The organism is Mycobacterium sp. NPDC004974 (genome assembly GCF_053600815.1).
Genome location: NZ_JBSGAQ010000001.1, coordinates 935,265 through 957,745 on the forward strand (window position 1 = coordinate 935,265; position 22,481 = coordinate 957,745).

The following is a 22,481-nucleotide window of genomic DNA, read 5'->3' on the forward strand; positions in this document are numbered from 1 at the left end:
AAGGACCTTGAGGCCGAGAAGACCGGTGACGCCGAGCCGGTGACCGACCCCGACGGGTCGAGTCCGGTCGGTCGCCAGGCCGAGACGTCATAGTGACCACGCGGTCGATGCCGGTGCCCGAGGGCCTGGCAGGGATGCGAGTCGACGCCGGGCTGGCCCGGCTGCTCGGGCTGTCGCGTACGGCAGTGGCGGCCATGGCCGAGGACGGCGGCGTCGACATCGACGGCGCCCCGGCCGCGAAGTCCGACAAGCTCGTCGCCGGGGCCTGGCTGGAGGTCCGGCTGCCGGAAGCGCCCGCCCCCGTCGAGAACACTCCGGTCGACATCGAGGGCATGGACATCCTCTACGCCGACGATGACATCGTGGCGGTGGACAAGCCGCCGGGAGTGGCCGCGCACGCCACGGTCGGCTGGCACGGCCCGACCGTGTTGGGCGGCTTGGCCGCCGCCGGATTCCGGATCAGCACCTCGGGGATCCACGAACGCCAGGGCATCGTGCACCGACTCGATGTCGGCACCTCCGGCGTCATGGTGGTGGCGCTGTCCGAGCGGGCATACACGGTGCTCAAGCGGGCGTTCAAGCAGCGCACCGTGGACAAGCGTTATCACGCGCTGGTGCAGGGGCACCCGGATCCGTCGAGTGGGACCATCGACGCGCCGATCGGGCGGCACCGCGGTCACGACTGGAAGTTCGCGGTCGTCGAGGGTGGCCGGCACAGCATCACCCACTACGACACCGTCGAGGCGTTCCAGGCCGCCAGCCTGCTCGACATCGAGCTGGAGACCGGCCGGACCCATCAGATTCGTGTGCACTTCGCCGCGCTGCATCACCCCTGTTGCGGCGACATGACTTACGGCGCCGACCCCACGTTGGCGAAAAAGCTTGGGCTGGAACGTCAGTGGTTGCATGCCCGGTCCCTGGCCTTCGCGCATCCGGCTGACGGCCGGCGCGTCGAGATCACCAGCCCGTACCCGGCCGACCTGCAGGCCGCCCTCGACGTCCTGCGCCGCCACTAGCCGTGGGTGTGCAGGCACCTCCGCAGCAAGTCGGTGCAGGGCGCTCCGGCGTGCTGTACGGCGCAGGTGCCTACATCTGGTGGGGATTGTGCCCCGGTTTCTTCCTGTTGTTGCTGCCCGCGGGAGCGCCGGAGGTGTTGGCGCACCGCATCGTGTGGAGCGCACTGTTCCTGCTGCTGGTGCTGGCGGCGGCCCGGCGACTCGGTGATCTTCGGCGATTGACGCTGCGTACCTGGCTGCAACTGCTGGCGGCCTCCGTCCTCATCGCCATCAACTGGGGGACGTACATCTATGCCGTCACCACCGGTCACGTCGTGGACGCAGCGCTCGGGTATTTCATCAATCCATTGGTGAGCGTGCTGCTGGGTGTGCTGGTGTTCCGCGAACGGATCAACCGATGGCAGGCGGTCGCGTTGGGCCTGGCCCTCATCGCGGTGGCGATTTTGACCGTCGAACTGGGCGCACCGCCCTACATCGCGGTCATCCTCGCGCTGTCCTTCGGGGTGTACGGCCTCGTCAAGAAAGTCGTGCAGGCCGACCCACGGGTGAGCGTGGCCGTGGAAACGTTGCTGGCCCTTCCGCTCGCCGCCGGCTACGTGATCACGCTGGAGGTACTGGGCAGGGGGAACTTCCTCAACCACGGTCCCTGGCACGCGGTGCTGTTGTTGCTCGCCGGCCCGGTGACCGCCGTGCCGTTGCTGCTGTTCGCCGCGGCCGCGCAGCGGCTTCCGATGGTGACGCTGGGCCTGCTCTTCTATCTCAACCCCGGCCTGCAGATGGCCTGGGGTGTTTTCGTCGGCCATGAGCCGATGCCACCCGGCCGGTGGGTCGGTTTCGCCCTGATCTGGGTGGCGCTGGTGATCATGACGTTCAGTGCACTGCGGAGGAAACCGGCCGATTCGACGGCCGACATTGTCGATCAGGTGGAACCTGAATCGTCATCACGGTGACAGGCTGGAATCGAGAACCCAGGAGGACACCGTGCAGTACTGCCTACTCATGCACTACCAGGAGGGACCGGAGGCGGGCCTGACCGAGGAGGACATGGAGCCGGCCCGGGCCGCGTTCGCCCGATATGCCGACGACCTGGATGCCGCCGGTGTGCTCGTCGGCACGCAAGTGCTCCAATCGGCGTCGGCCACGACGACCTACACCGCGCGCACCGGCGCCGCCGAGATCCAGGACGGACCCTTCGCTGACACCAGGGAGCGGTTGGGTGGGGTGTTCGTCATCGAGGTGACCGACCTCGACGCGGCATTGGCCTGGGCGGCGAAATGCCCCGCCGCGGCTTGGGGTTCGATCGAGATCAGGCCCGTCGCGGTGACCTACGGCCGGGGCCGGGGCTGGTACACGCCCTGAGTACGCAGGCCAGGGAGCGGCTCACGCAAGTGGTCGGCCAGTACTACGGCCGGCTGCTTGCGCTGCTGGCCGCGCAATGCCGCGACATCGCTGCCGCCGAGGATGCGTTGGCCGACGCCGTTGAGCGCGCGCTACAGCGCTGGCCCGCCGACGGCGTGCCGGGCAACCCTGAAGCGTGGTTGCTGACAGTCGCGCGTAATCGGCTGCGGGACATGTGGAAATCGCCGGCTCACCGGTTGACCGGGCCGTGGACCGAGGACCACGACATCGCCGACGACGAGACTGAGCCGGCGGCGATTCCCGACCGTCGGCTCGAGCTCATGCTTGTGTGCGCACACCCGGCCATCGCGTCCGACATCCGTACCCCGTTGATGCTGCAGACGGTGCTGGGCGTGGACGCAGCCGCCATCGCCGCGGCTTTCGCCATCGCCCCGGCGACCATGTCGCAGCGGCTGGTGCGGGCGAAGAAACGCATTCGGGATACGGGAATCCCGTTCACGCTGCCCGAGCGCACCGACCTTGCCGCACGACTGCCTGAGGTACTCGAAGCGGTCTACGGCGCATATTCGATCGACTGGTTGTCGGTCCCTCAGCGGTCGGCCGTCGAATCGCTGTCGTCGGAGGCCCTGCATCTGGTCACGGTGCTCGTCGAGCTGCTGCCCGAGGAGCCCGAAGTACTGGGCCTGGCGGCACTGATCTGCCTGTGTGAAGCCCGCCGTCCGGCGCGCCTCGACCGGCACGGCAACTTCGTTGCGCTGGACGACCAGGACCGCGGCCGGTGGGACCACGACCTGTACGCGCGGGGGGAACGGTTGCTCGCCCGGGCCCACAGTTTCGGGCGGCCGGGCCGGTTTCAATACGAGGCGGCAATTCAATCGGCGCACTGCGCCGCCGACGTCGACCGGCGCGCACTGCGGAAGTTGTATCGGGCACTGATCCGGGTGGGGCCGTCACTGGGCGCCGCGGTGGCCCTGGCGGCATTGGACGGCGAAATCGACGGTGCCGACACGGGATTGCATGCCCTCGACGCGATCACGGACCCGGTGGCTGAGGAGTTTCAGCCGATGTGGGTCACCCGCGGCCATCTGCTCGCCGAGGCCGGACGGATCGATGAGGCCGCGGCGGCATACTGCCGCGCCATCGAATTGACCACCGACGACGCGCTGCGGGCCTACCTGAACGGGTGCGTCCGGAGTCTCCGGTGATTCCGTACTGAAGGGCTGCATTTGCGGAGCGACCTTTTGACCCCGTAATGGCAATGCCATAGGGTTTGCTCGATGACTCCGCGTGGCAGATCTCTTGGCGGCCGTCGAGGGCCGGGCCGCCCGGTCGGTGCCGATGCCGCGCAAACCCGCGGGCGCATCATGCAAGTGGCTTACGAAGTCATCAACGAACGCGGTTATGCGGCGACGACCTTCCAGGAGATCGCCAAGCGCAGCGGCTTGAGCCGGCCGACGCTGAACTACTATTTCGCCAGTCGCGAGGCTCTCTACCAGGCGCTGCTGGCGCAGGCGCACGAGGTTGTCACGTCGTGCATTCACATCGCGAAACAGCATGATGGAACACTGGATCGGCTGCGGGCGTACATCGATGCCGTGGTGGCGGTGTGGCATCGGGACGGTGCGGTGGTGGGGTTTCTGGTCAACGCCCGGCTGGAGTCGTACCGCCATCCAGATCTATCCGCCGTTACCGTCGCGGCCACCCACGGATTCCTCGGCGAACTGATCACCGAAGCGGTCGACCGGCGCGAGCTGCCGCCGCACACCGAGCAGGCGAGTCTGGTCGAACTGTTGTACGCGATGTTGTGGGGAGTGGGTGCCTACAGTGGGTGGCAGCGCCGGCCTGTCGATGTCCTTGCGATTGCTAAGCAACTGCATCTGGTGATTGGCAACGGGTTGCTATCTTCCGCCGATCGTGATCTCTGACTCGTCGGCAAAGACACGCGTGGCGACACGCGCGGCGGTGTCGGTGGGGCGCCATAGACTGGCATCCCTATGAGCGGTTCATCTTCGGGGTCCTTCGTACACCTGCACAACCACACCGAGTACTCGATGCTGGACGGCGCCGCGAAGATCACTCCGATGCTGGCCGAGGCACAGCGTCTGGGCATGCCGGCGATCGGCATGACCGACCACGGCAACATGTTCGGCGCCAGCGAGTTCTACAACTCGGCGACCAAGGTCGGCATCAAGCCGATCATCGGCATCGAGGCGTACATCGCGCCCGCCTCGCGGTTCGAGACCAAGCGCGTCCAGTGGGGTGACCCGAGCCAGAAGAGCGACGACGTCTCGGGTAGCGGCGCCTACACGCACATGACGATGGTCGCGGAAACCGCGACCGGTCTGCGCAACCTGTTCAAGCTGTCATCGTTGGCTTCGTTCGAAGGTCAGCTCGGTAAGTGGTCGCGCATGGACGCCGAGATCATCGCCGAACACGCCGAGGGCATCATCGCGACCACCGGTTGCCCGTCCGGCGAGGTGCAGACTCGGCTGCGGCTGGGCCAACGCCAGGAGGCGCTGGAGGCCGCCGCCAAGTGGCGCGACATCTTCGGCCCCGACAACTTCTTCCTGGAGCTGATGGACCACGGCCTCGATATCGAGCGCCGCGTCCGGGAGGGCCTGCTGGAGGTCGGGCAGAAGCTCGGCATCCCACCGTTGGCCACCAACGACTGTCACTACGTGACGCGCGAGGCTTCGCAGAATCACGAAGCGCTGCTGTGTATTCAGACCGGCAAGACCCTGTCGGACCCGAACCGGTTCAAATTCGACGGCGACGGCTACTTCCTCAAATCGGCCGAGGAGATGCGCGCACTGTGGGACTCCCAGGTGCCGGGCGCATGCGATTCCACGGTGCTCATCGGCGAGCGGGTGCAGTCCTATGCCGACGTCTGGACGCCCACCGACCGCATGCCGGTGTTCCCGGTCCCGGACGGCCATGACCAGGGTTCCTGGCTGGCGCACGAGGTGCAGGCCGGGCTGGAGGAGCGCAGGTTTCGTGGCGCGGCCGTGCCCACCGAGTACACCGACCGCGCGGCCTACGAGATCAAGGTCATCTGCGACAAGGGCTTTCCGTCCTACTTCCTGATCGTGGCCGACCTGATCAACTACGCCCGGTCGGTCGGGATCCGCGTGGGGCCGGGCCGTGGATCGGCCGCCGGATCACTGGTGGCCTACGCGCTGGGTATCACCAACATCGACCCCATTCCGCACGGTCTGCTGTTCGAGCGCTTCCTCAACCCGGAACGACCGTCGGCCCCTGATATCGACATCGACTTCGACGACCGCCGCCGCGGCGAGATGCTGCGGTACGCGGCCAACAAGTGGGGCAGCGACCGGGTGGCCCAGGTCATCACCTTCGGTACCATCAAAACCAAAGCAGCGCTGAAGGATTCGGCCCGCGTGCATTACGGCCAGCCGGGTTTCGCGATCGCAGACCGGATCACCAAGGCGCTGCCGCCGCCCATCATGGCCAAGGACATCCCGGTGTCGGGGATCACCGATCCCAACCACGAGCGGTACAAGGAAGCCGCCGAGGTCCGCGCCCTGATCGACACAGATCCGGATGTGCGGACCATTTTCGAGACAGCGCGTGGCCTCGAAGGTCTGGTGCGCAACGCGGGTGTGCACGCCTGTGCGGTGATCATGAGCTCCGAGCCGCTCATCGACGCGATCCCGCTGTGGAGGCGGCCCCAGGACGGCGCGGTCATCACCGGCTGGGACTATCCGTCGTGTGAGGCCATCGGCCTGCTGAAGATGGACTTCCTGGGCCTGCGGAACCTGACGATCATCGGTGACTGCCTGGAGAACATCCAGGCGAACCGGGGGATCGACCTGGATCTGGACACGCTGCCCTTCGATGATCCGGCTGCCTACGAGCTCCTCGGCCGCGGCGACACGCTGGGCGTGTTCCAGCTCGACGGCAGCGCGATGCGTGACCTGCTGCGCCGCATGCAGCCCACCGGCTTCAACGACATCGTGGCGGTGCTCGCGCTGTACCGTCCCGGTCCGATGGGCATGAACGCCCACAACGATTACGCCGATCGCAAGAACGGCCGTCAGGCGATCAAGCCCATCCACCCCGAGCTCGAGGAACCGCTCAAAGAGATCCTCGCCGAGACCTACGGCCTGATCGTCTACCAAGAGCAGATCATGTTCATCGCGCAGAAGGTCGCCTCCTACACCATGGGTAAGGCCGACGCGCTCCGTAAGGCCATGGGTAAGAAGAAGCTTGAGGTGCTCGAGGCCGAGTACAAGGGCTTCAAGGAAGGCATGACCGCGAACGGGTTCTCCGAAGCCGCGGTGAAAGCCCTGTGGGACACCATCCTTCCGTTCGCCGGGTACGCGTTCAACAAGTCCCACGCGGCCGGCTACGGACTGGTGTCCTACTGGACGGCCTACCTCAAGGCGAACTATCCCGCCGAGTACATGGCCGGTCTGCTGACCTCGGTCGGTGACGACAAGGACAAGGCGGCGGTCTACCTCGCCGACTGCCGGCGGCTCGGTATCACCGTCCTGCCGCCCGACGTCAACGAGTCGGTGCAGAACTTCGCCTCGGTCGGGAATGACATCCGGTTCGGGCTCGGCGCGATCCGCAACGTCGGCGCGAATGTCGTTGCGTCGCTGATCAGTACCCGCACCGAGAAGGGCAAGTACACCGACTTCTCCGATTACCTCAACAAGATCGACATCGCCGCCTGCAACAAGAAGGTCACCGAATCGCTGGTGAAGGCAGGCGCGTTCGATTCGCTCGGCCACCCCCGCAAGGGGCTGTTCCTGGTGCACACCGACGCCGTCGATTCGGTGCTCGGCACCAAGAAGGCCGAGGCGATGGGCCAGTTCGACCTGTTCGGCGGGGCGGATGACGGCGGCGGCACGGACGCGGTGTTCACGATCAAGGTGCCAGAGGAGGAGTGGGAGGACAAGCACAAGCTCGCACTCGAACGCGAGATGCTGGGGCTGTACGTGTCCGGCCATCCGCTCAACGGGGTCGCCCACCTGCTGGCCAATCAGGTCGACACGCAGATCCCGGCAATTCTCGACGGCGATGTCGCCAACGATGCGCAGGTGGTGGTCGGCGGTATCCTGGCCTCGGTCAACCGTCGCGTGAACAAGAACGGCTTGCCTTGGGCCTCGGCCCAATTGGAAGACCTCACCGGTGGTATCGAGGTGCTGTTCTTCCCTCAGACCTACTCGCTGTTCGGTCACGAGATCGCGGACGACGTGGTGGTACTGGTCAAGGCGAAAGTGGCGGCGCGCGATGACCGGATCTCGCTGATCGCCCACGAACTTGTCGTGCCTGACTTCAGCAGCGCCCAGGCCGACCGGCCGCTGGCGGTGAGCCTGCCCACCCGCCAGTGCACGATCGACAAAGTGACTGCGCTCAAGCAGGTGCTGGCCAATCATCCCGGCACCTCCCAGGTGCATCTGCGGCTGATCAGTGGTGAGCGGATCACAACGCTGGAACTGGATCAGTCGCTGCGGGTGACACCGTCCTCGGCATTGATGGGTGATCTCAAGGCGTTGCTCGGTCCCGGTTGTCTGGGGTAGCAGCCAGGTCGATCTTCACGATCGCGCTGTCGGGCCACAGCGCGCGATCTCGCGCCCTCCGTAGCTTCTCCCGCAACGGCAGGTCGCGGTGCACGTTGGTGACGCCAGGGATCTTCAGCAGCGGCACGATGTTCCATTGCCATCCGTATCGCCGGTGCAGGGCGCGGTTGGCCCGTTGGGCGTCCTCGTCGCCCAGGACGGTGGCCCGGCCGCTCAGCCAGGTGCTCCCGGTGACTCGTCCCTTGTAGTCGCAGACCACCAGTTCGACGTCGGGTCGGGCGCTGAGTCTGCGGGTTTTCGGGCCGATCTTGGTGCGGAACAAGGCCGTTGGGCCGTCGAGCACGAACCAGATCGGGGTGTCGACGGCTGTGCCGTCGTGGCGGAAGCTGCGCAACAGCGCGTAATGGGAGCGGCCGAGGGCTTCGAGCGTGGTGTCGGTATGCGGCATGCATCCAGTCAACGACTTAGAGTTGACTCTAAGTCAAGTCCGGCGAGGAGGGCAGATGCGCGCGATGCTGACCATTGGAGATGTCACGCAGCGGACCGGGGTCGCCCAGACCGCGCTGCGCTACTACGAACAGGTCGGGCTGCTGCCCGCGCCGGAGCGCGTGGGCGGGCAGCGCCGGTATCCGGAGTCGGTCCTGCTGCGGCTGGACGTGATCAGGTTGTGCAAGGTCGCCGGGTTCTCGTTGACCGAGATCGGGCTGCTGCTCAAGGATGACACTCCGGGCCGGCCGGTGGCTCGTGAGCTGGCGCAGGCCAAACTCGCCGAGATCGATGCCCAGCTGGAGGCGCTGGCCCGGGCGCGGGCCGTCATCGAGTGGGGTATGCGGTGCACGTGCCCGTCAATCGAATTGTGCACGTGCGGGATTCATCACGAACTCCCGGCCTGATGGAGGAGCCGTCAGAACCGGTACCGCAGGATGCGCGCCTTGCGGGCCGTGGCCTTGCTGAGTCCGGTGGCCCGCGTGGCGATCCGCAGCAGGCCGGGAAAGAGGTCGACCTCCGGCTGGTGGGTCAGGCTGGACTCCTCGACGAGTTGCATTCGCGGGCTCCAGGTTTCGGGGTGGTGGGCATCTTTGAAACCTGGGTAGCCCCATTGGCTTCCGACGTCTTTGAACATCTTGGCCGGGAAGAACTTGAGCGCCGCCCGACTCATCCAGCCGATCCGGCCGTAGTCGTTGAACGCCAGTTCCCCGGATTCGAAGTGTTCGGTGATCCGCCGGAAGATGCCGGCGATCACCGGTTCGCTGAGGAACGCGAACAGTCCGTCGGCCACCAACATGGTGGGTCGATCGGAGGGAATCGGGTCGGTCCAGTCCCGGTCGGCCAACGATGCGGCGACCGTATGTGCCTGGGGGAGAGGAGGCAGCACACGGTCCCGTAGCTGGCTGATCCCCGGCAGGTCCACGTTGTACCAGTCGACTGTGGCCGGCGGCGAAACGCGGTGCACTCCGCTGTCGAGACCGCCGCCGAGATCGACCACGACGGCATCGGGATGGCTGGTCACGAACGCACGCACCCGGTCGTCGAGCATCTTGGCCCGCAGCGCCGACTGACACACCACGCTGGTCTGCACCCCCAGACCGGCGAAGTCGTAATCGAGTTGGCCGACGGACTCATCGGCCATGGTGTCGCCGAGGATCGGGCGGGCCCACCGGCTGTCGAGTGCCCTGGCGTACAGCGTCAGGAAAGCGGTTTCCTCTACCGGTGTGAGGCCCGTCGTCGCAATATGCACAAACCCGACCGTACACCCGATGTGCGGCTGAACAGTTGGGCGAAAACGTTTACCGCCCTTGCGATCACAGGTCGGCGCATCGGTTGCACCGGGTGCGTGGGTGCGCGGCGGGCTAGCGGCAGCCTACGGTGGAACCATGCGTAGCAGGCATGTGAGCGTCTGGATCGACGTCGCTCCCGACGCGGCGTACTCGTACGCCGCGGATCCGCGGCAGCTGGCCACGTGGGCGGCGGGACTGGCCGAGGGCGGGTTGCGCCTCGGTCCGCGAGGATGGGTGGCGGATTCGCCGATGGGCGAGGTCACCGTCGAATTCACGGCGACGAACGCGCTGGGCGTGCTCGATCATGTGGTGCGTCTGCCCTCGGGTGAGGCCGTCTACAACCCGATGCGGGTCGTCCCGGCCGGGGTCGACGGCACGTCGTGCGAAGTCGTGTTCACGATTCGGCAGCGACCGGGGATGACTGATGAACAGTTCGAGGCGGATGTTGCCGCGGTGGCGGCGGATCTAGAGACCCTGCGGAGACTGCTGGAGGGTCACTGATCGGAGGGGGAGATGCGCCCCAACCCCAGCCACACCACGATGGTGACCGCGGCCGCGGAGAGTACGGCGGGTGCCGCACTCATCGTGGCCACGCCGACGACCACCAGCACCAGGGCGCCGATCGCCAGGGCGATCAGCTTGTAGGTCGGCCAGGGCACACCGGCGATGTCGACCTGGTGATCGGCCCGGGAGGTGACGCTACGAAAGTTCCCGGCGGTGGTCATATGTTGACGATAGCTCGCAACAATGATTTCGGCTAGCCGAAACCTTGGATCAGGCGTGTCGTTTTACGACTGCTCAGCAGTGCGCTTCCATCCGGTACTGAACCTCGGCCGGTTTGGTCGGGCGGTCGGCGAAGGAGCCGTGTGCTGTGCCGCTGAGGTGGAATGCGGAGCCCTCGATGCTGGCGTGGGTGTCCGACGCCTCGGCCAGTGCGCTCCCGGTGAAGCCGGTCAGGTCCCGGAGCCGCATGACCTTGGGCTCGATAGTGGCTCCGGTCTGGATGATCGCGGTGAACCCGGGTGTTTGCGGCTCCGTTTCGATGGTCCACAACCAGGACAGTTGCGTGCACTGCACCTTGTAGGACGTCGGCATTTCCTGGTTGTCGATGAAGACCCGCGCGGTGTTGGCATCGGCGGGGCTCGTGGTGGGCGCCGCACACGCGGACGCGGCAAGCGCGACCACCATCGCGGTGGGCGCCGCCGCCCACCGCATCCGCTGCTGAGTGCGCCGCATGATGGTTGTTTTCCCAGTTCGGGGTCTGTTCAACCACATGTCGTGAATCTCGGCGGTTTGGTGGTGCGCGCACCCGGATATCGGCGTGTGCGCCTACCCAGGTGCAGTGAAACCGCTGGCCAGTGGCACCATTGAACGGTGACTGCCGATTTGAGCAAAGGCTCCCGAGTGTCCCCGCTGGCCGCGCCGCTGAACGCGGCCGACATCGACGAGGCCGCCGAGCGAATTTCCGGGGTGGTCACCCGCAGTCCGCTGCAGTTCAACGAGCGCCTTTCGGAAGCTACCGGGGCCAACGTCTACCTCAAGCGCGAGGACCTGCAGGCGGTGCGTTCCTACAAGGTGCGCGGGGCCTTCAACCTGATGGCCCAGCTCTCGCCCGAGGAGCTGGCCGCCGGCGTCGTGTGTTCCTCGGCCGGCAACCACGCCCAGGGCTTCGCGATGGCGTGCCGGTCGATGCGCACCCATGGCCGCGTCTATGTACCGGCCAAGACCCCCAAGCAGAAGCGGGACCGGATCCGATACCACGGCCGCGAGTTCATCGAGCTCATCGCGGGAGGGTCGACGTACGACCTGGCGGCTGCCGCGGCGCTGGAGGATGTCGCGCGTACCGGGGCCACCCTCGTACCCCCCTATGACGATGTGCGCACGATGGCCGGCCAGGGCACCATCGCCGCCGAGCTGCTCGAGCAGCTCGACCAGGAGCCCGACGTGGTGATCGTCCCGGTCGGCGGCGGCGGCTGCATCGCCGGTATCACCACATATCTCGCCGAGCGTGCCTCGAACACGTCGGTACTCGGTGTGGAGCCCGCGGGCGCGGCATCGATGATCGCCGCGCTGGCTGCCGGCGAACCGGTGACCCTCGAACACGTCGATCAGTTCGTCGATGGTGCGGCAGTGGCACGGGCCGGAGCGCTGCCTTATGCCGCACTGGCCGCCGCCGGTGACATGGTCGCTCTCACCACGGTCGACGAGGGCGCCGTCTGTACCGCGATGCTGGACCTGTACCAGAACGACGGAATCATCGCCGAGCCCGCCGGAGCGCTGTCGGTGACCGCGTTGCTGGAGGCTGACATCGAGCCGGGATCTACCGTGGTCTGCCTGATCTCCGGTGGCAACAACGACGTCTCCCGCTACAGCGAGGTGGTCGAACGGTCGCTGGTGCACCTGGGCCTCAAGCACTACTTCCTGGTCGACTTCCCGCAGGAACCCGGGGCGCTGCGGCGCTTCCTCGATGAGGTTCTCGGGCCGGGTGATGACATCACCCTGTTCGAGTACGTCAAGCGCAACAACCGGGAGACCGGCGAGGCCTTGTGCGGCGTCGAGTTGAGCGCGGCGACGGATCTGGAAGGTCTGCTGGTCCGGATGCAGGATTCCGACATCCACGTCGAGCTGTTGGAGCCGGGGTCACCGACATACCGGTATCTGACCTGAGGCTCAGGCTTCGATGCCCCGCACGCGCGGTGGTTGATGGTGGTCGCGGTCATCGTGGCGTTCGGTGCGCCGCTCGGCTGACCGACCAGACAACGAGTGCACCGGCCGCGAACGCAGCGCCGAGGATGCTGGAGCCGGTCCACCCCGCAACCGAGTACACCGCGGTCGTGGCGGTCGCCCCTAGGGCCGAGCCGAGTGAATAGAAGAACATGTACCCCCCGATCACGCTGCTGGTGCGATGCGGGTGGGCCGTCGTGAGCAGGTGCTGATTGCTCACGTGCACCGCTTGCACGGCGAAATCGAGCGTGATCACACCCAGCACGACCAGTACCAGCGACCATGATGCGTGCCCGATCGCCAGCCACGACACGACCAGGAGTGCGAGTGCCCCGCCGGTGACGGCGCTCGCGAGCCCGGAGTCGGCCCAGCGTCCTGCCCGGGCCGCGCCGAGCGCGCCGGCAAGGCCGGCGATTCCGAAGAGGCCGATCTGTGCCGTGCTCAGATGCCACGGAGCCGCGGTGAGCGGCAGCGCCAGGCCGCTCCACAGCGTCCCGAAGGACGCGAACAGAAAGAACGCGATCAGCCCGCGCGAGACGAAAAGGCGTTCGCGGAACAGTCGGGCCAACGACGTCAGTACGTCGCGGTAAACGACCTGTTCGCGCCGTGGGTCGGGCGGCAGGAGTTTCGGGACCAGGCCTGCCAGCACAACCAGCAGGACCGCCAGCCCGACATAGACACTGCGCCACCCCCACACGGCGGCGAGGGCACCGGCCGCGACGCGTGAACCGAGGATGCCGACGACGACTCCGGAGGTCACCATGCCGAGGGTGCGGCCGCGGTCCTCGGCCGCGGACAGGGCCGCAGCGTAGGCGACGGTGGTCTGGACCACGACCGCGAACAGTCCGGCGAGCGCCAAACCGGCCAGCAGCAGCCAGGTTTGGGGGGCCGCAGCTGCCACTGCCACCCCGATCGCGGCCAGCAGAAGGTGTCCGCTGATGAGCCGACGACGGTCGACGATGTCGCCGAATGGGACGAGAACCACCAGCCCGACCAGATAACCGAGTTGCCCGGCCGTGACGATCCAGCCCAGATCGGCCTCCGGCACGCCAAGGTCGCGGCCGATCCCGGCGAGGACGGGTTGCGCCGCGTAGATCGTCGCGACGGCCACCGCACACACGGTGGCGAAGAACATTCGCAGGCCGAGAGTCAGTTCCATGCACACTCCTCAGATTGGTTGCATATTGCAACTAATCGGAGGTTACGGCAGAATGGTTTCAATCAGCAACTCTTCAGGGGGAGTGATGGCCGACTCGGTGCCGCACAGCGACGACGTGACCTGGACCGATCCCACCTGCCCTGTCGCGCGCACTCTCGACCTGGTTGGGGATCGCTGGAGTCTGCTGATCGTCCGCGACGCCATGGATGGAGCCCGGGCATTCACCGACTTTCAGCAGCGCACCGGGATCGCGCGCAATATCCTCACCGACCGGCTGCGCCGACTCGTCGAGCGCGGCATCCTCGATCGGGAGGTGGCCGCATCGGGCCGCCGGCAGGTGTACACGCTCACCCAGGCCGGTCGTGACCTCTTCACCGTCGTGGTGGCGCTGCGCCAGTGGGGTGAGCGGCACGCGTTCGAGGCTGACGAGGCTCGCTCGGTACTCGTCGACGAGCGGGGTCTCGCACTCGCGGAATTGCGTCCCACGAACTCGCGCGGCGCCCCGGTGGATCCGGACAGCGCGTCCGTGCGAAAGGACTACTGAACGCGCTCGGTGCGCAGGATTGCGAACGAGTGAGCGGCCAATGTCGTAGCGAAGGAACCGATGTCGGGTTCTTCCCAGGCCGCGACCAGTTCTCCTGTCACCGGCACGGAAACCGGGTCGGAGCCGAGGTTGCAGGCGATCGACAGGGTGCCACGGTGCAGCACGATCCAACGCTGCTGCTCGTCGAAGTCGATCGACATGTGATCCAGCCACGGATCGGCGAGGTCGGGCTCGGTGCGCCGCAACGCGATCAGCTCCCGATAGGTCCTGTGCAGCCGATCGTGATCTCCGTCGGAGACCTCGTTCCAGTTCAGTTTGGACCGCAGGAATGTCTCCGGGTCCTGCGGATCCGGGATCTCGTCGGCATCCCAGCCGTGCTCGGCGAACTCGGCCTTGCGACCCTCGGCGGTGGCGCGGGCCAGTTCCGGCTCGGGATGCGAACTGAAGAACTGGAACGGTGAGGAGGATCCCCACTCCTCGCCCATGAAAAGCATTGCCGTATAGGGTGATCCGAGCGCAAGCGCGGCCTTGACGGCCAGCTGGCCGAATGTCAGGAGCTGCGATGGCCGGTCGCCGACGGCACGGTTGCCTACCTGGTCGTGGGTAAGGGTGTAAGCCAGCAGCCGAGTACCCGGAATGGTGGCGGTGTCCAACGGGCGACCGTGCCTACGATGGCGGAAGGATGAATAGGTGCCGGCGTGGAAGTATCCATGCTTGAGCGTCTGTGCCAGGGTGGCCAGCGATCCGAAATCGGCGTAGTAGCCCTGCCGTTCACCCGATACCGCGGTGTGGATCGCATGGTGGACGTCGTCGTCCCACTGTGCGGTCAGGCCGTAGCCACCGCGGTCGCGCGGGGTGATCAGCCGGGGGTCGTTCAGGTCGCTCTCGGCGATCAAGGAGAGAGGACGGCCGAGTTCTTCGGCCAGGGCGTCGGTCTCGGCCGCCAGTTCCTCGAGCAGATGGATCGCGGTGGTGTCCACCAGCGCATGCACCGCATCCAGACGCAGACCGTCGGCGTGGAAGTCGCGCATCCAGCGCAGCGCACAGTCGATGACGTAGGTGCGAACCTCGTCGGCGTCGGCGTCGGACAGGTTGATCGAACTGCCCCACGGATTGCGGCCGGCCGACAGATACGGACCGAACCGCGGCAGGTAGTTGCCCGACGGGCCGAGGTGGTTGAACACCGCGTCGATCAGCACGCCGAGTCCACGCGCGTGGCAGGCGTCGATCAGTCGGATGAGGCCGTCCGGTCCGCCGTAGGGTTCGTGCACCGCGTACCAGAGCACCCCGTCATAACCCCAGCCGTGGGGGCCGTTGAAGGCATTGACCGGCATCAACTCCACGAAATCGACACCGAGATCAACGAGATGATCGAGTTTCTCGATGGCGGCATCGAATGTGCCTGCGGGAGTGAAGGTCCCGGTGTGAAGTTCGTAGATCACCCCGCCGCAGATGGACCGGCCCGCCCACCCGGCGTCGGTCCAGGCGTCCGGTGCGGGCCGCCACAGCTGCGAGCGTTCATGCACGCCGTCGGGTTGACGTGCTGAGCGGGGATCCGGCAGTACCGCCGGATCGTCGTCGAGGGCGAACCCGTACCGGGCATCGGCGGGGCAGCTGGCCTCGGCGCGCCACCAGCCGTCGGCGGCGCGCGTCATCTCGTGCAGCGCTCCGTCCACGTCGACCCGCACGCGGTCGGGCTTCGGCGCCCACACGGTGAATTCAGTCATCCGTGCGCTCCAGCAAGGCCACCGGCGAATCGGCGAGCAGGTCGGTCAGCGGCACCAGGCCGGTCCACTGCCGGCCAGTGAGCCGATCCAGCCACCGGCCGTCGGGTAACGGCAATGCCGTGTCGGCCCAGCCGGTTTCGGCCAGTCCAACGGTCCACCGGCACGCGGCCACCACGACATCCTGACCGCGCAGAAACGACACCAGGTGTGCTGCGGCGCTACCGGTGGCGGGCAGCGGCGTGTAGCCGCCGGCCAGGAAGGTCGCCGGCCGCGCACGGCGCAGGGTCAACGCAGCCATCGTCACCCGCAGCTTGTCATCGCCCCCGCGCTCCAACGCATCGTGCAGTGCCGCATAGTCGACGGGGCGCCGGTTGTCCGGATCGACCAGACTGTCCTCGGTCGTTTCGGTGCCCTGGTAGACGTCGGGAATGCCGGGCGCAGTCAGTTGGATGAGTTTCTGGCCCAGGCTGTCATTTCGGGCGTGCGCGTCGAGTCGACCCACCAGCGCCGTCAATTCGGCCGCTACCGGCCCCTCGAGTACCCGGTCCAGCCAACCGTGCACCTCGTTCTCGAAGTCCACGCACGGGTCATGCCAGGAGGTTCGTGTGGCAGCTTCCCGGGTCGCCTTCTCGGCGTAGGCGTGCAACCGGGCACGGAGCTCGTCGGTGACGACGCCGTCCACCGGCCAGACGCCGAAGATGTTCTGCCACAGGAACAGTGCGGAGCCCCGGTCCGGGGGAGTGGACGCGGCGGTCCACCGCTCGACCGAATCCGCCCATGTCGCCGGCACCTGGGACAGCAGCCCGATGCGGGCGCGGACGTCTTCTCCCCGTTTGGTGTCATGGGTCGACAACGTCGTCATCGTCCTCGGCCAGGCGCGCATCCGCGTCGTCGTCCGCTGGTGGAACTCGGCGGTGGACACCCCGAACAACTCCGGTGCACCGCCGACCTCGTTGAGCGATACCAGTCGGGCGTCGCGGTAGAACAGGCAGTCTTCGACGGCCTTGGCCGTCGCCGCCCCACACAGTTGGTTGAACCGGGACACCACCTCGGCGCTGGTGGACAGTGCCGTCGCGATGGTCGACAGCGTATCGGTGAGTTCCGGTGCGGCCCAAGATGTCTCCTGCAGCGCGACCGGAAGGATCGCGCCGAGCGCCGGATAGTCACTGCGGTACACGCCGATCCTGCTGATCAGGGTGGCCACCGCTGCCCGCAGCTGGGGATCCTGCCGGGTGGTCACCGGCGTGATCGCTCGGCACAGTCGACCCAATTCGCTGGCCAGGGTGTCGGTGACCGCCGCGGTCTTGAGCGTGCGTTCGGCGTCGCGGTCCGGCCGCCCGCTCACCGCGGTGAGTGCGGTCTCCCCGGTCGGGGCGATGAACAGTCCGCCGACCTCGCGCAGCGCGTCATACCCGGTGGTGCCGTCGACGGGCAGTGACGCATCGAGGCTCTCGTCGGCGGCCAGGATCTTCTCGACCACGATCCAGGCTTCGGGACCGGTGAGTTCGCGCAACCAGCGCAGATAGCCTGCGGGGTCGGATAATCCGTCCGGATGGTCGATGCGCAGGCCGTCCACCAGGCCCTCGTCGAACCAGCGCTTGATCTCCACGTGGCTCGCGTCGAAGACGGCACGGTCCTCCTGGCGCAACGCCGCCAGGGAGGTGATCGAGAAGAAGCGACGGTAACCGCAGATCCCGGTGCGCCATCCGGTCAGCCGGTAGTGCTGGCGGTCGTGGACCTCGCTGCCGGTGCCCACGCCGGTTCCCGGCGCCACCGGGAACACGAGATCACCCAGTCGCAGCACTTCGCCGTCGACCGCAAGGTCGGCGACATCGTCGTCGGAACCCAGGACCGGCAATACGATTCGTCCGCCGTCGATATCCCAGTCGATGTCGAAGTAGTCGGCATAGGCGGAGCCGCGGCCATACCGCAGCAGATCCCACCACCAATGGTTCTGCTCGGGGTGGGCCACGCCGACGTGGTTGGGCACGATGTCCACGATCAGGCCCATGCCGCGGGCACGGGCGGCCTCGGACAGCCGCCGCAGTCCGTCCGGGCCGCCGAGAGCGGCCGATACCGTGGTGGGATCGGTGACGTCGTATCCGTGTGTGGATCCGTGAGCGGCGGTCAGGATCGGCGACAGATACAGATGCGAGACGCCCAGCCGGTCGAGATAGTCCAGCAGCTTCACCGCATCATCGAATGTGCAACAGTCCCCGCGCATCTGGAGCCGATACGTGGACAGGACCGGGCCCGGCATGTCAGGCCGTCTTGCGCAGCACGAGCAGCGAGCGGGCCTGTAGCGAGATCTTCTCGCCCGCGGCGACAACCAGATCGGAATCGCCGGTCGGGCTGGCGGTATCCAGGTCGCCCGTCCATTCGGCGGCGTAATCGCCGTTCGGGGTGACGAAGTCCTGCTCGTGGTCATTTGCGTTGAAGCACAACAGGAACGTGTCGTCGACGACGCGTTCACCTCGGGCGTTGGGGGCCGGGATGGAATCGCCGTTGAGGAACACCGCGACACAGGTACCCAGCCCGGTGCCCCAGTCTTCCGGGGTCATCTCGGTACCCGCCGGGGTGAGCCACGCTATGTCGCGGACCTGGTCACCGCTTCGGATCGGCTTGCCCTCGAAGAACCGGCGACGCCGAAATGCCGGATGGCGCTTGCGGAAGGCCAATACCTTGCGGGTGAACTCCAGATGGTCGGCGTTGGTCTCGAGTAACGACCAGTCCACCCAGGAAAGCTCGGAGTCCTGGCAGTACACATTGTTGTTGCCCAACTGGGTCCGACCGATCTCGTCACCGTGGGCGATCATCGGGGTGCCCTGGGACAGCATCAATGTCCCCATGATGTTGCGCATCTGCTTGGCGCGCAGGGCCAGGATCTCCGGGTCGTCGGTCGGCCCCTCGACACCGCAGTTCCACGACCGGTTGTGGCTTTCGCCGTCGCGGTTGTCCTCACCGTTGGCCTCGTTGTGCTTCTCGTTGTAGGACACCAGGTCGTTGAGGGTGAACCCGTCGTGGCAGGTGACGAAGTTGATGCTGGCTCCGGGCCGTCGGCCGGTGGCTTCGTAGAGGTCAGACGAGCCGGTGAGCCGGGACGCGAACTCGCCCAGCGTCGAGGGCTCGCCGCGCCAGTAGTCCCGCACGGTATCGCGGTACTTGCCGTTCCACTCGGTCCACAGGCCGGGGAAATTGCCGACCTGGTAGCCGCCCTCGCCGACGTCCCACGGCTCGGCGATCAGCTTCACCTGGCTGACCACCGGGTCCTGCTGGACCAGATCGAAGAACGCCGAAAGCCGGTCCACGTCATAGAATTCGCGGGCCAGCGTGGAGGCGAGGTCGAATCGGAACCCGTCCACGTGCATCTCCAGCACCCAGTACCGCAGCGAGTCCATGATCAGTTGCAATGTGTGCGGGTGCCGGGCATTGAGGCTGTTGCCGGTCCCGGTGAAATCCTTGTAGTACTCGGGTTGTCCGTCGAGCAGCCGGTAGTAGGCGGCGTTGTCGATGCCGCGGAAATTGATGGTCGGACCGAGGTGGTTGCCTTCGGCGGTGTGGTTGTACACCACATCCAGGATGACCTCGATACCCGCGTCGTGGAACGCCTTGACCATGGTCTTGAACTCGGCCACTGCACCGCCGGCGTGCCGGGTGGCCGCGTATTGGAAGTGTGGGGCGAAGAAGCCGACAGTGTTGTAGCCCCAGTAGTTTCGCAGCCCGAGGTCCAGTAGCCGGTGGTCGTGCATGAACTGGTGTACCGGCATGAGTTCGATCGCGGTGATGTTCAGCGACTGGAGGTATTCGATGACCACCGGGTGGCTGAGCCCCGCGTACGTGCCCCGGAGTTCCTCGGGGATCCCCGGGTGGGTCTCGGTCATCCCCTTGACGTGCGCCTCGTAGATCACCGTGTCGTGATACGGGGTCTTGGGTGCGCGGTCCGAGCCCCATTGGAAGAACGGGTTGATGACCACGCTGGTCATGGTGTGTCCCAGGGAGTCGACCTGGGGCGGGGTTCCGGTACCGGGCGGGTCGGCAGTGAGGTCGTAGGAGAACAGGGCCTGGCTGAAATCGAAGTCGCCGTGGAACGACTTGCCGTAGGGGTCCAGCAGCAGCTTGCTGGGGTCACATCGATGTCCGCTGCCCGGATCCCAGGGGCCGTACACCCGATACCCGTACCGCTGTCCCGGCGTGACCGTCGGCAGGTAGGCGTGCCAGACGTAGCCGTCGACCTCTTCGAGATTGATCCGGTGCTCGGTGCCGTCCTTGGCGATCAGGCACAGCTCGACGCGTTCGGCGACTTCGGAGAACAACGAGAAGTTGGTGCCCGCACCGTCATAGGTCGCGCCGAGCGGGTAGGGCTCACCGGGCCAGACAGTCGACATCGGCGTGGGGATGGAGGACGGCGGCACTGCGGATGGCGGCGGCATGGCTTCACCACCAACCGGTGGCAGCTGCCATCTGGCGGCCCAGTTCACCTGTCATCGTGCGCATGTATGTCGTGGAGATGTGATGGGAGTCGTGATACAGCAACACATTTCCCTCGACCGCTCGGCAATAGTCCTTACGGCACACCGCATCGCTCATGTCGAGTGGCTTGAGCAGAGGAAACCTTCCGACGAAATCCAGCGTGGGGTTGTGGTCGGAGAGTACCTTGGACCGCTCGATGCCGCACGAGATGGAATCGCCGCCGTTGGCCAGGCAGTCATACGGGAAGTACGGCTGGCCATTTCGGGTGAGCCACGGCGTGTCGCGCATCGCGAGGATCGGAATGTTGTTCTGGGAGAGGGTTTCCCAGATGCCGATGTAGGTGCCGGGCATGACGTCGCCGTCTTTGATGTTCCACGGCCGGGTCGAGGTGGTGAACACATAATCGGGGCGATCGGTGATGAGCTGGGCCATCACCTTTTCGTTCCACTCATGACATTTCGGGTATGCGCGATTGTCGCCCATCACCAGTGGCGTCTCCTCCGTGGTCAGAGGACAACCCATTTTGAGGTACGTGACCACTTTGAAGTTGTGCCGGCGGCCCAGTAGGTCCAGCGCGGTGATCCAGTGCTCGGCGTGCGACCCGCCCGCTACTGCGACGGTGCGCGTCGCGTCCTTGTCGCCGTACGTGCAGTTGATGACGTCGGTGTTGCCGAAATCGCTGATACAGCCGTCGGTGGTCGACGCGGGCAGATCGTCCTTGGCCTCGAGCACGGTGGGGCGCATCGGCAGCTTGGGCACCCGCGCGTGATCGACCAGTGCGCGCGCTCCCGGATAGTCGCGGGCCGACAGCCCCGACAGCTCCTTGCCATTGGCGCGCTGCACGGTGACATGCTCACGCCAGGTGAAGGAGGTGGCCGTCAGCGCGACACCGAGAAGGCCGACGATGGAGCCGAGGACGATCGTCGGTCGGCGCAGACGGACCCGTAACGGAAGGGCAGGCGCGGCGGCGGGGGCGGCCTTGGCCTTCTGTGAGCGCAGCGGCTCTTCGATGTAGCGCGTGGTGAGCCAGGCCAGAACACCCGAAACCAGCAGCACGACCGTGCCCTCGAGGAAGTTGGCGTGGGCGTGGCCCGAGTAAGACAGCCAGAAGATCAGCAACGGCCAGTGCCACAGGTAGAGCGAGTAGGCCATCGAGCCCAGCGACACGAACGGCTTTGTCGCCAGCATCCGGTTGGGTGCGGGCAACCGCTGGCCCGCGTTCGGATCGTCGACCCGGTTGGCGGCGGTCAGGATGAAGATGACGGTGGCGCCGACCGGAACCAGCGTCCACGGCCCGGGAAACTCCTTGACACCGTCGATCCACCAGCCACAGGTCAGGATCGCGGCCAGCGAGACGGTGGCCAGGACGGTGCGCAGCCACATCGGCCAGCGCACCGCCGGGACCAAGGCCCCCGCCAGTGCGCCGATCAGCAGCTCCCAGCCGCGCGCAAAGCTGTTGTAGTAGGCGGTGGCCTGGTCCGTGTTGTGCGCGATGATCGCGTACACGAAGGACGCGATGGTGAGCGCGCTCAGTAAAACGATGAACGCGGTGCGCAGGTGCCGGCCGAACAGTCGACGGCCGAGGAAAGCGAACCCGAAGACCAACAACAGGAATGCCAGATAGAACTGTCCCTGGACCGACATCGACCAGATGTGCTGCAGCGGGCTGACCGCCTCACCAGCGCGAAGGTAGTTCGCGGCAGTGTTGGCCAGCTCCCAGTTCTGGTAGTAGCCCAGACTCGCCAGACTTTGGTCAGCAAACGTTTCCCAGCGGGTCTCGGGCTGCACGAGGATTGTCATCAGCGCGGCTGCGGCAAGCACCACGACCAGTGCGGGTAGCAATCGCCGAATCAACCGGACCACTTCGGGAAGCGGCCACAGCGGCGCCTCCGGGTTGAGTGCGATCCGCAGGATCTTGCCGCCGAAGAAGAATCCCGACAGCGCCAGGAAAACGTCGACACCACCGGAAACCTTGCCGAACCAGATGTGGAACATCGCCACGAGGGCGATCGCGACGCCGCGCAGTCCATCCAGATCATGGCGGTAAAAACCCGATGCTCGGGTACCCATGGCGGCGCGCGGAACGGAACCGGAATCGGCGCCGGGCTCCGTCCGGGGGGCATCAAGGGTTTTCATGGTCGAGGCCAATTTACCTAAC

The 22,481-nt window shown here is 66.4% G+C and carries 19 protein-coding genes; 10 read left to right on the forward strand and 9 right to left on the reverse strand.

Going from position 1 to position 22,481, the window contains the following annotated elements; translation table 11 throughout:
- Window positions 1-92 precede the first annotated feature (92 nt).
- From ACWEFV_RS04485 to dnaE, 6 genes are all read left to right on the forward strand, one after another.
- Window positions 93-1,016 (forward strand): RluA family pseudouridine synthase, encoded by a 924-nt coding sequence (locus ACWEFV_RS04485; RefSeq protein WP_077739357.1) that lies wholly within the window; start codon window positions 93-95, stop codon window positions 1,014-1,016.
- A gap of 50 nt (window positions 1,017-1,066) precedes the next feature.
- On the forward strand, window positions 1,067-1,966 hold the full coding sequence (rarD, locus tag ACWEFV_RS04490; RefSeq protein WP_450069182.1) for an EamA family transporter RarD: 900 nt from the start codon (window positions 1,067-1,069) through the stop codon (window positions 1,964-1,966).
- 31 nt (window positions 1,967-1,997) lie between these two features.
- Entirely contained in the window at window positions 1,998-2,375 is a 378-nt protein-coding gene (locus tag ACWEFV_RS04495) for a YciI family protein (RefSeq protein ID WP_450069183.1), read from the forward strand.
- A gap of 29 nt (window positions 2,376-2,404) precedes the next feature.
- Window positions 2,405-3,580 (forward strand): RNA polymerase sigma factor, encoded by a 1,176-nt coding sequence (locus ACWEFV_RS04500; protein ID WP_450069184.1) that lies wholly within the window; start codon window positions 2,405-2,407, stop codon window positions 3,578-3,580.
- 72 nt (window positions 3,581-3,652) lie between these two features.
- Window positions 3,653-4,300, forward strand: coding sequence for a TetR/AcrR family transcriptional regulator (locus tag ACWEFV_RS04505; protein ID WP_450069185.1), 648 nt, complete (start codon window positions 3,653-3,655; stop codon window positions 4,298-4,300).
- A gap of 69 nt (window positions 4,301-4,369) precedes the next feature.
- Complete coding sequence (gene dnaE, locus ACWEFV_RS04510; protein WP_450069186.1) at window positions 4,370-7,921, forward strand: DNA polymerase III subunit alpha; 3,552 nt, start codon at window positions 4,370-4,372, stop codon at window positions 7,919-7,921.
- On the opposite strand, the gene ACWEFV_RS04515 is transcribed toward dnaE, so the two are convergent.
- Window positions 7,887-8,369 (reverse strand): PPOX class F420-dependent oxidoreductase, encoded by a 483-nt coding sequence (locus tag ACWEFV_RS04515; RefSeq protein ID WP_450069187.1) that lies wholly within the window; start codon window positions 8,367-8,369, stop codon window positions 7,887-7,889. The two genes, dnaE and ACWEFV_RS04515, sit on opposite strands and share 35 nt — an antisense overlap.
- 64 nt (window positions 8,370-8,433) lie before the next feature.
- Between ACWEFV_RS04515 and ACWEFV_RS04520 the strand changes: the two genes are divergently transcribed.
- Window positions 8,434-8,814 carry a MerR family transcriptional regulator gene (locus ACWEFV_RS04520; RefSeq protein ID WP_450069271.1) on the forward strand — a complete coding sequence of 127 codons (381 nt, stop codon included), beginning with the start codon at window positions 8,434-8,436 and terminating at the stop codon, window positions 8,812-8,814.
- 11 nt (window positions 8,815-8,825) lie between these two features.
- On the opposite strand, the gene ACWEFV_RS04525 is transcribed toward ACWEFV_RS04520, so the two are convergent.
- Complete coding sequence (locus tag ACWEFV_RS04525) at window positions 8,826-9,659, reverse strand: class I SAM-dependent methyltransferase (protein ID WP_450069188.1); 834 nt, start codon at window positions 9,657-9,659, stop codon at window positions 8,826-8,828.
- A 136-nt stretch (window positions 9,660-9,795) separates the two neighbouring features.
- Between ACWEFV_RS04525 and ACWEFV_RS04530 the strand changes: the two genes are divergently transcribed.
- The gene (locus tag ACWEFV_RS04530) at window positions 9,796-10,200 is read left to right on the forward strand and encodes an SRPBCC family protein (RefSeq protein WP_135454426.1); all 405 of its coding nucleotides are present in this window, start codon (window positions 9,796-9,798) and stop codon (window positions 10,198-10,200) included.
- On the opposite strand, the gene ACWEFV_RS04535 is transcribed toward ACWEFV_RS04530, so the two are convergent.
- The gene (locus ACWEFV_RS04535) at window positions 10,194-10,424 is read right to left on the reverse strand and encodes a hypothetical protein (protein ID WP_135454428.1); all 231 of its coding nucleotides are present in this window, start codon (window positions 10,422-10,424) and stop codon (window positions 10,194-10,196) included. The two genes, ACWEFV_RS04530 and ACWEFV_RS04535, sit on opposite strands and share 7 nt — an antisense overlap.
- A 73-nt stretch (window positions 10,425-10,497) precedes the next feature.
- The gene (locus ACWEFV_RS04540) at window positions 10,498-10,935 is read right to left on the reverse strand and encodes a lipoprotein LpqH (protein WP_450069189.1); all 438 of its coding nucleotides are present in this window, start codon (window positions 10,933-10,935) and stop codon (window positions 10,498-10,500) included.
- Window positions 10,936-11,085: 150 nt separating this feature from the next.
- Here ACWEFV_RS04540 and ilvA point away from each other — a divergent pair, with 150 nt between their 5' ends.
- Window positions 11,086-12,366, forward strand: coding sequence for a threonine ammonia-lyase IlvA (gene ilvA / locus ACWEFV_RS04545; protein WP_450069272.1), 1,281 nt, complete (start codon window positions 11,086-11,088; stop codon window positions 12,364-12,366).
- A 49-nt stretch (window positions 12,367-12,415) separates the two neighbouring features.
- On the opposite strand, the gene ACWEFV_RS04550 is transcribed toward ilvA, so the two are convergent.
- Complete coding sequence (locus ACWEFV_RS04550; RefSeq protein ID WP_450069190.1) at window positions 12,416-13,582, reverse strand: MFS transporter; 1,167 nt, start codon at window positions 13,580-13,582, stop codon at window positions 12,416-12,418.
- A 52-nt stretch (window positions 13,583-13,634) separates the two neighbouring features.
- Here ACWEFV_RS04550 and ACWEFV_RS04555 point away from each other — a divergent pair, with 52 nt between their 5' ends.
- The gene (locus ACWEFV_RS04555) at window positions 13,635-14,126 is read left to right on the forward strand and encodes a winged helix-turn-helix transcriptional regulator (RefSeq protein ID WP_450069191.1); all 492 of its coding nucleotides are present in this window, start codon (window positions 13,635-13,637) and stop codon (window positions 14,124-14,126) included.
- Here ACWEFV_RS04555 and treZ read toward each other — a convergent pair.
- The 4 genes from treZ to ACWEFV_RS04575 are packed head-to-tail and all read right to left on the reverse strand — an operon-like array spanning window position 14,120 to window position 22,459.
- The gene (treZ, locus tag ACWEFV_RS04560) at window positions 14,120-15,853 is read right to left on the reverse strand and encodes a malto-oligosyltrehalose trehalohydrolase (RefSeq protein ID WP_450069192.1); all 1,734 of its coding nucleotides are present in this window, start codon (window positions 15,851-15,853) and stop codon (window positions 14,120-14,122) included. The genes ACWEFV_RS04555 and treZ overlap by 7 nt on opposite strands.
- Window positions 15,846-18,113, reverse strand: coding sequence for a malto-oligosyltrehalose synthase (treY, locus tag ACWEFV_RS04565; RefSeq protein WP_450069193.1), 2,268 nt, complete (start codon window positions 18,111-18,113; stop codon window positions 15,846-15,848). Before treY ends, treZ begins: the two co-directional genes overlap by 8 nt.
- A 1-nt stretch (window position 18,114) precedes the next feature.
- Window positions 18,115-20,283, reverse strand: coding sequence for a glycogen debranching protein GlgX (gene glgX / locus ACWEFV_RS04570; protein WP_135454438.1), 2,169 nt, complete (start codon window positions 20,281-20,283; stop codon window positions 18,115-18,117).
- 4 nt (window positions 20,284-20,287) lie between these two features.
- Window positions 20,288-22,459: an acyltransferase family protein gene (locus tag ACWEFV_RS04575; RefSeq protein ID WP_450069194.1), complete on the reverse strand. Its 2,172-nt coding sequence runs from the start codon at window positions 22,457-22,459 to the stop codon at window positions 20,288-20,290.
- Window positions 22,460-22,481: the final 22 nt, after the last annotated feature.

What these genes read in the sequence shown, in the direction of transcription:
- ACWEFV_RS04550 (WP_450069190.1), bottom strand. Translation starts at nt 13,582, where the DNA reads ATGGAACTGACTCTCGGCCTGCGAATGTTCTTCGCCACCGTGTGTGCG.
- ACWEFV_RS04520 (WP_450069271.1), top strand. Translation starts at nt 8,434, where the DNA reads ATGCTGACCATTGGAGATGTCACGCAGCGGACCGGGGTCGCCCAGACC.
- glgX (WP_135454438.1), bottom strand. Translation starts at nt 20,283, where the DNA reads ATGCCGCCGCCATCCGCAGTGCCGCCGTCCTCCATCCCCACGCCGATG.
- treZ (WP_450069192.1), bottom strand. Translation starts at nt 15,853, where the DNA reads ATGACTGAATTCACCGTGTGGGCGCCGAAGCCCGACCGCGTGCGGGTC.
- ACWEFV_RS04555 (WP_450069191.1), top strand. Translation starts at nt 13,635, where the DNA reads ATGGTTTCAATCAGCAACTCTTCAGGGGGAGTGATGGCCGACTCGGTG.
- ACWEFV_RS04540 (WP_450069189.1), bottom strand. Translation starts at nt 10,935, where the DNA reads ATGCGGCGCACTCAGCAGCGGATGCGGTGGGCGGCGGCGCCCACCGCG.
- dnaE (WP_450069186.1), top strand. Translation starts at nt 4,370, where the DNA reads ATGAGCGGTTCATCTTCGGGGTCCTTCGTACACCTGCACAACCACACC.
- ACWEFV_RS04575 (WP_450069194.1), bottom strand. Translation starts at nt 22,459, where the DNA reads ATGAAAACCCTTGATGCCCCCCGGACGGAGCCCGGCGCCGATTCCGGT.
- ACWEFV_RS04515 (WP_450069187.1), bottom strand. Translation starts at nt 8,369, where the DNA reads ATGCCGCATACCGACACCACGCTCGAAGCCCTCGGCCGCTCCCATTAC.
- treY (WP_450069193.1), bottom strand. Translation starts at nt 18,113, where the DNA reads ATGCCGGGCCCGGTCCTGTCCACGTATCGGCTCCAGATGCGCGGGGAC.
- ACWEFV_RS04535 (WP_135454428.1), bottom strand. Translation starts at nt 10,424, where the DNA reads ATGACCACCGCCGGGAACTTTCGTAGCGTCACCTCCCGGGCCGATCAC.
- ACWEFV_RS04505 (WP_450069185.1), top strand. Translation starts at nt 3,653, where the DNA reads ATGACTCCGCGTGGCAGATCTCTTGGCGGCCGTCGAGGGCCGGGCCGC.
- ACWEFV_RS04530 (WP_135454426.1), top strand. Translation starts at nt 9,796, where the DNA reads ATGCGTAGCAGGCATGTGAGCGTCTGGATCGACGTCGCTCCCGACGCG.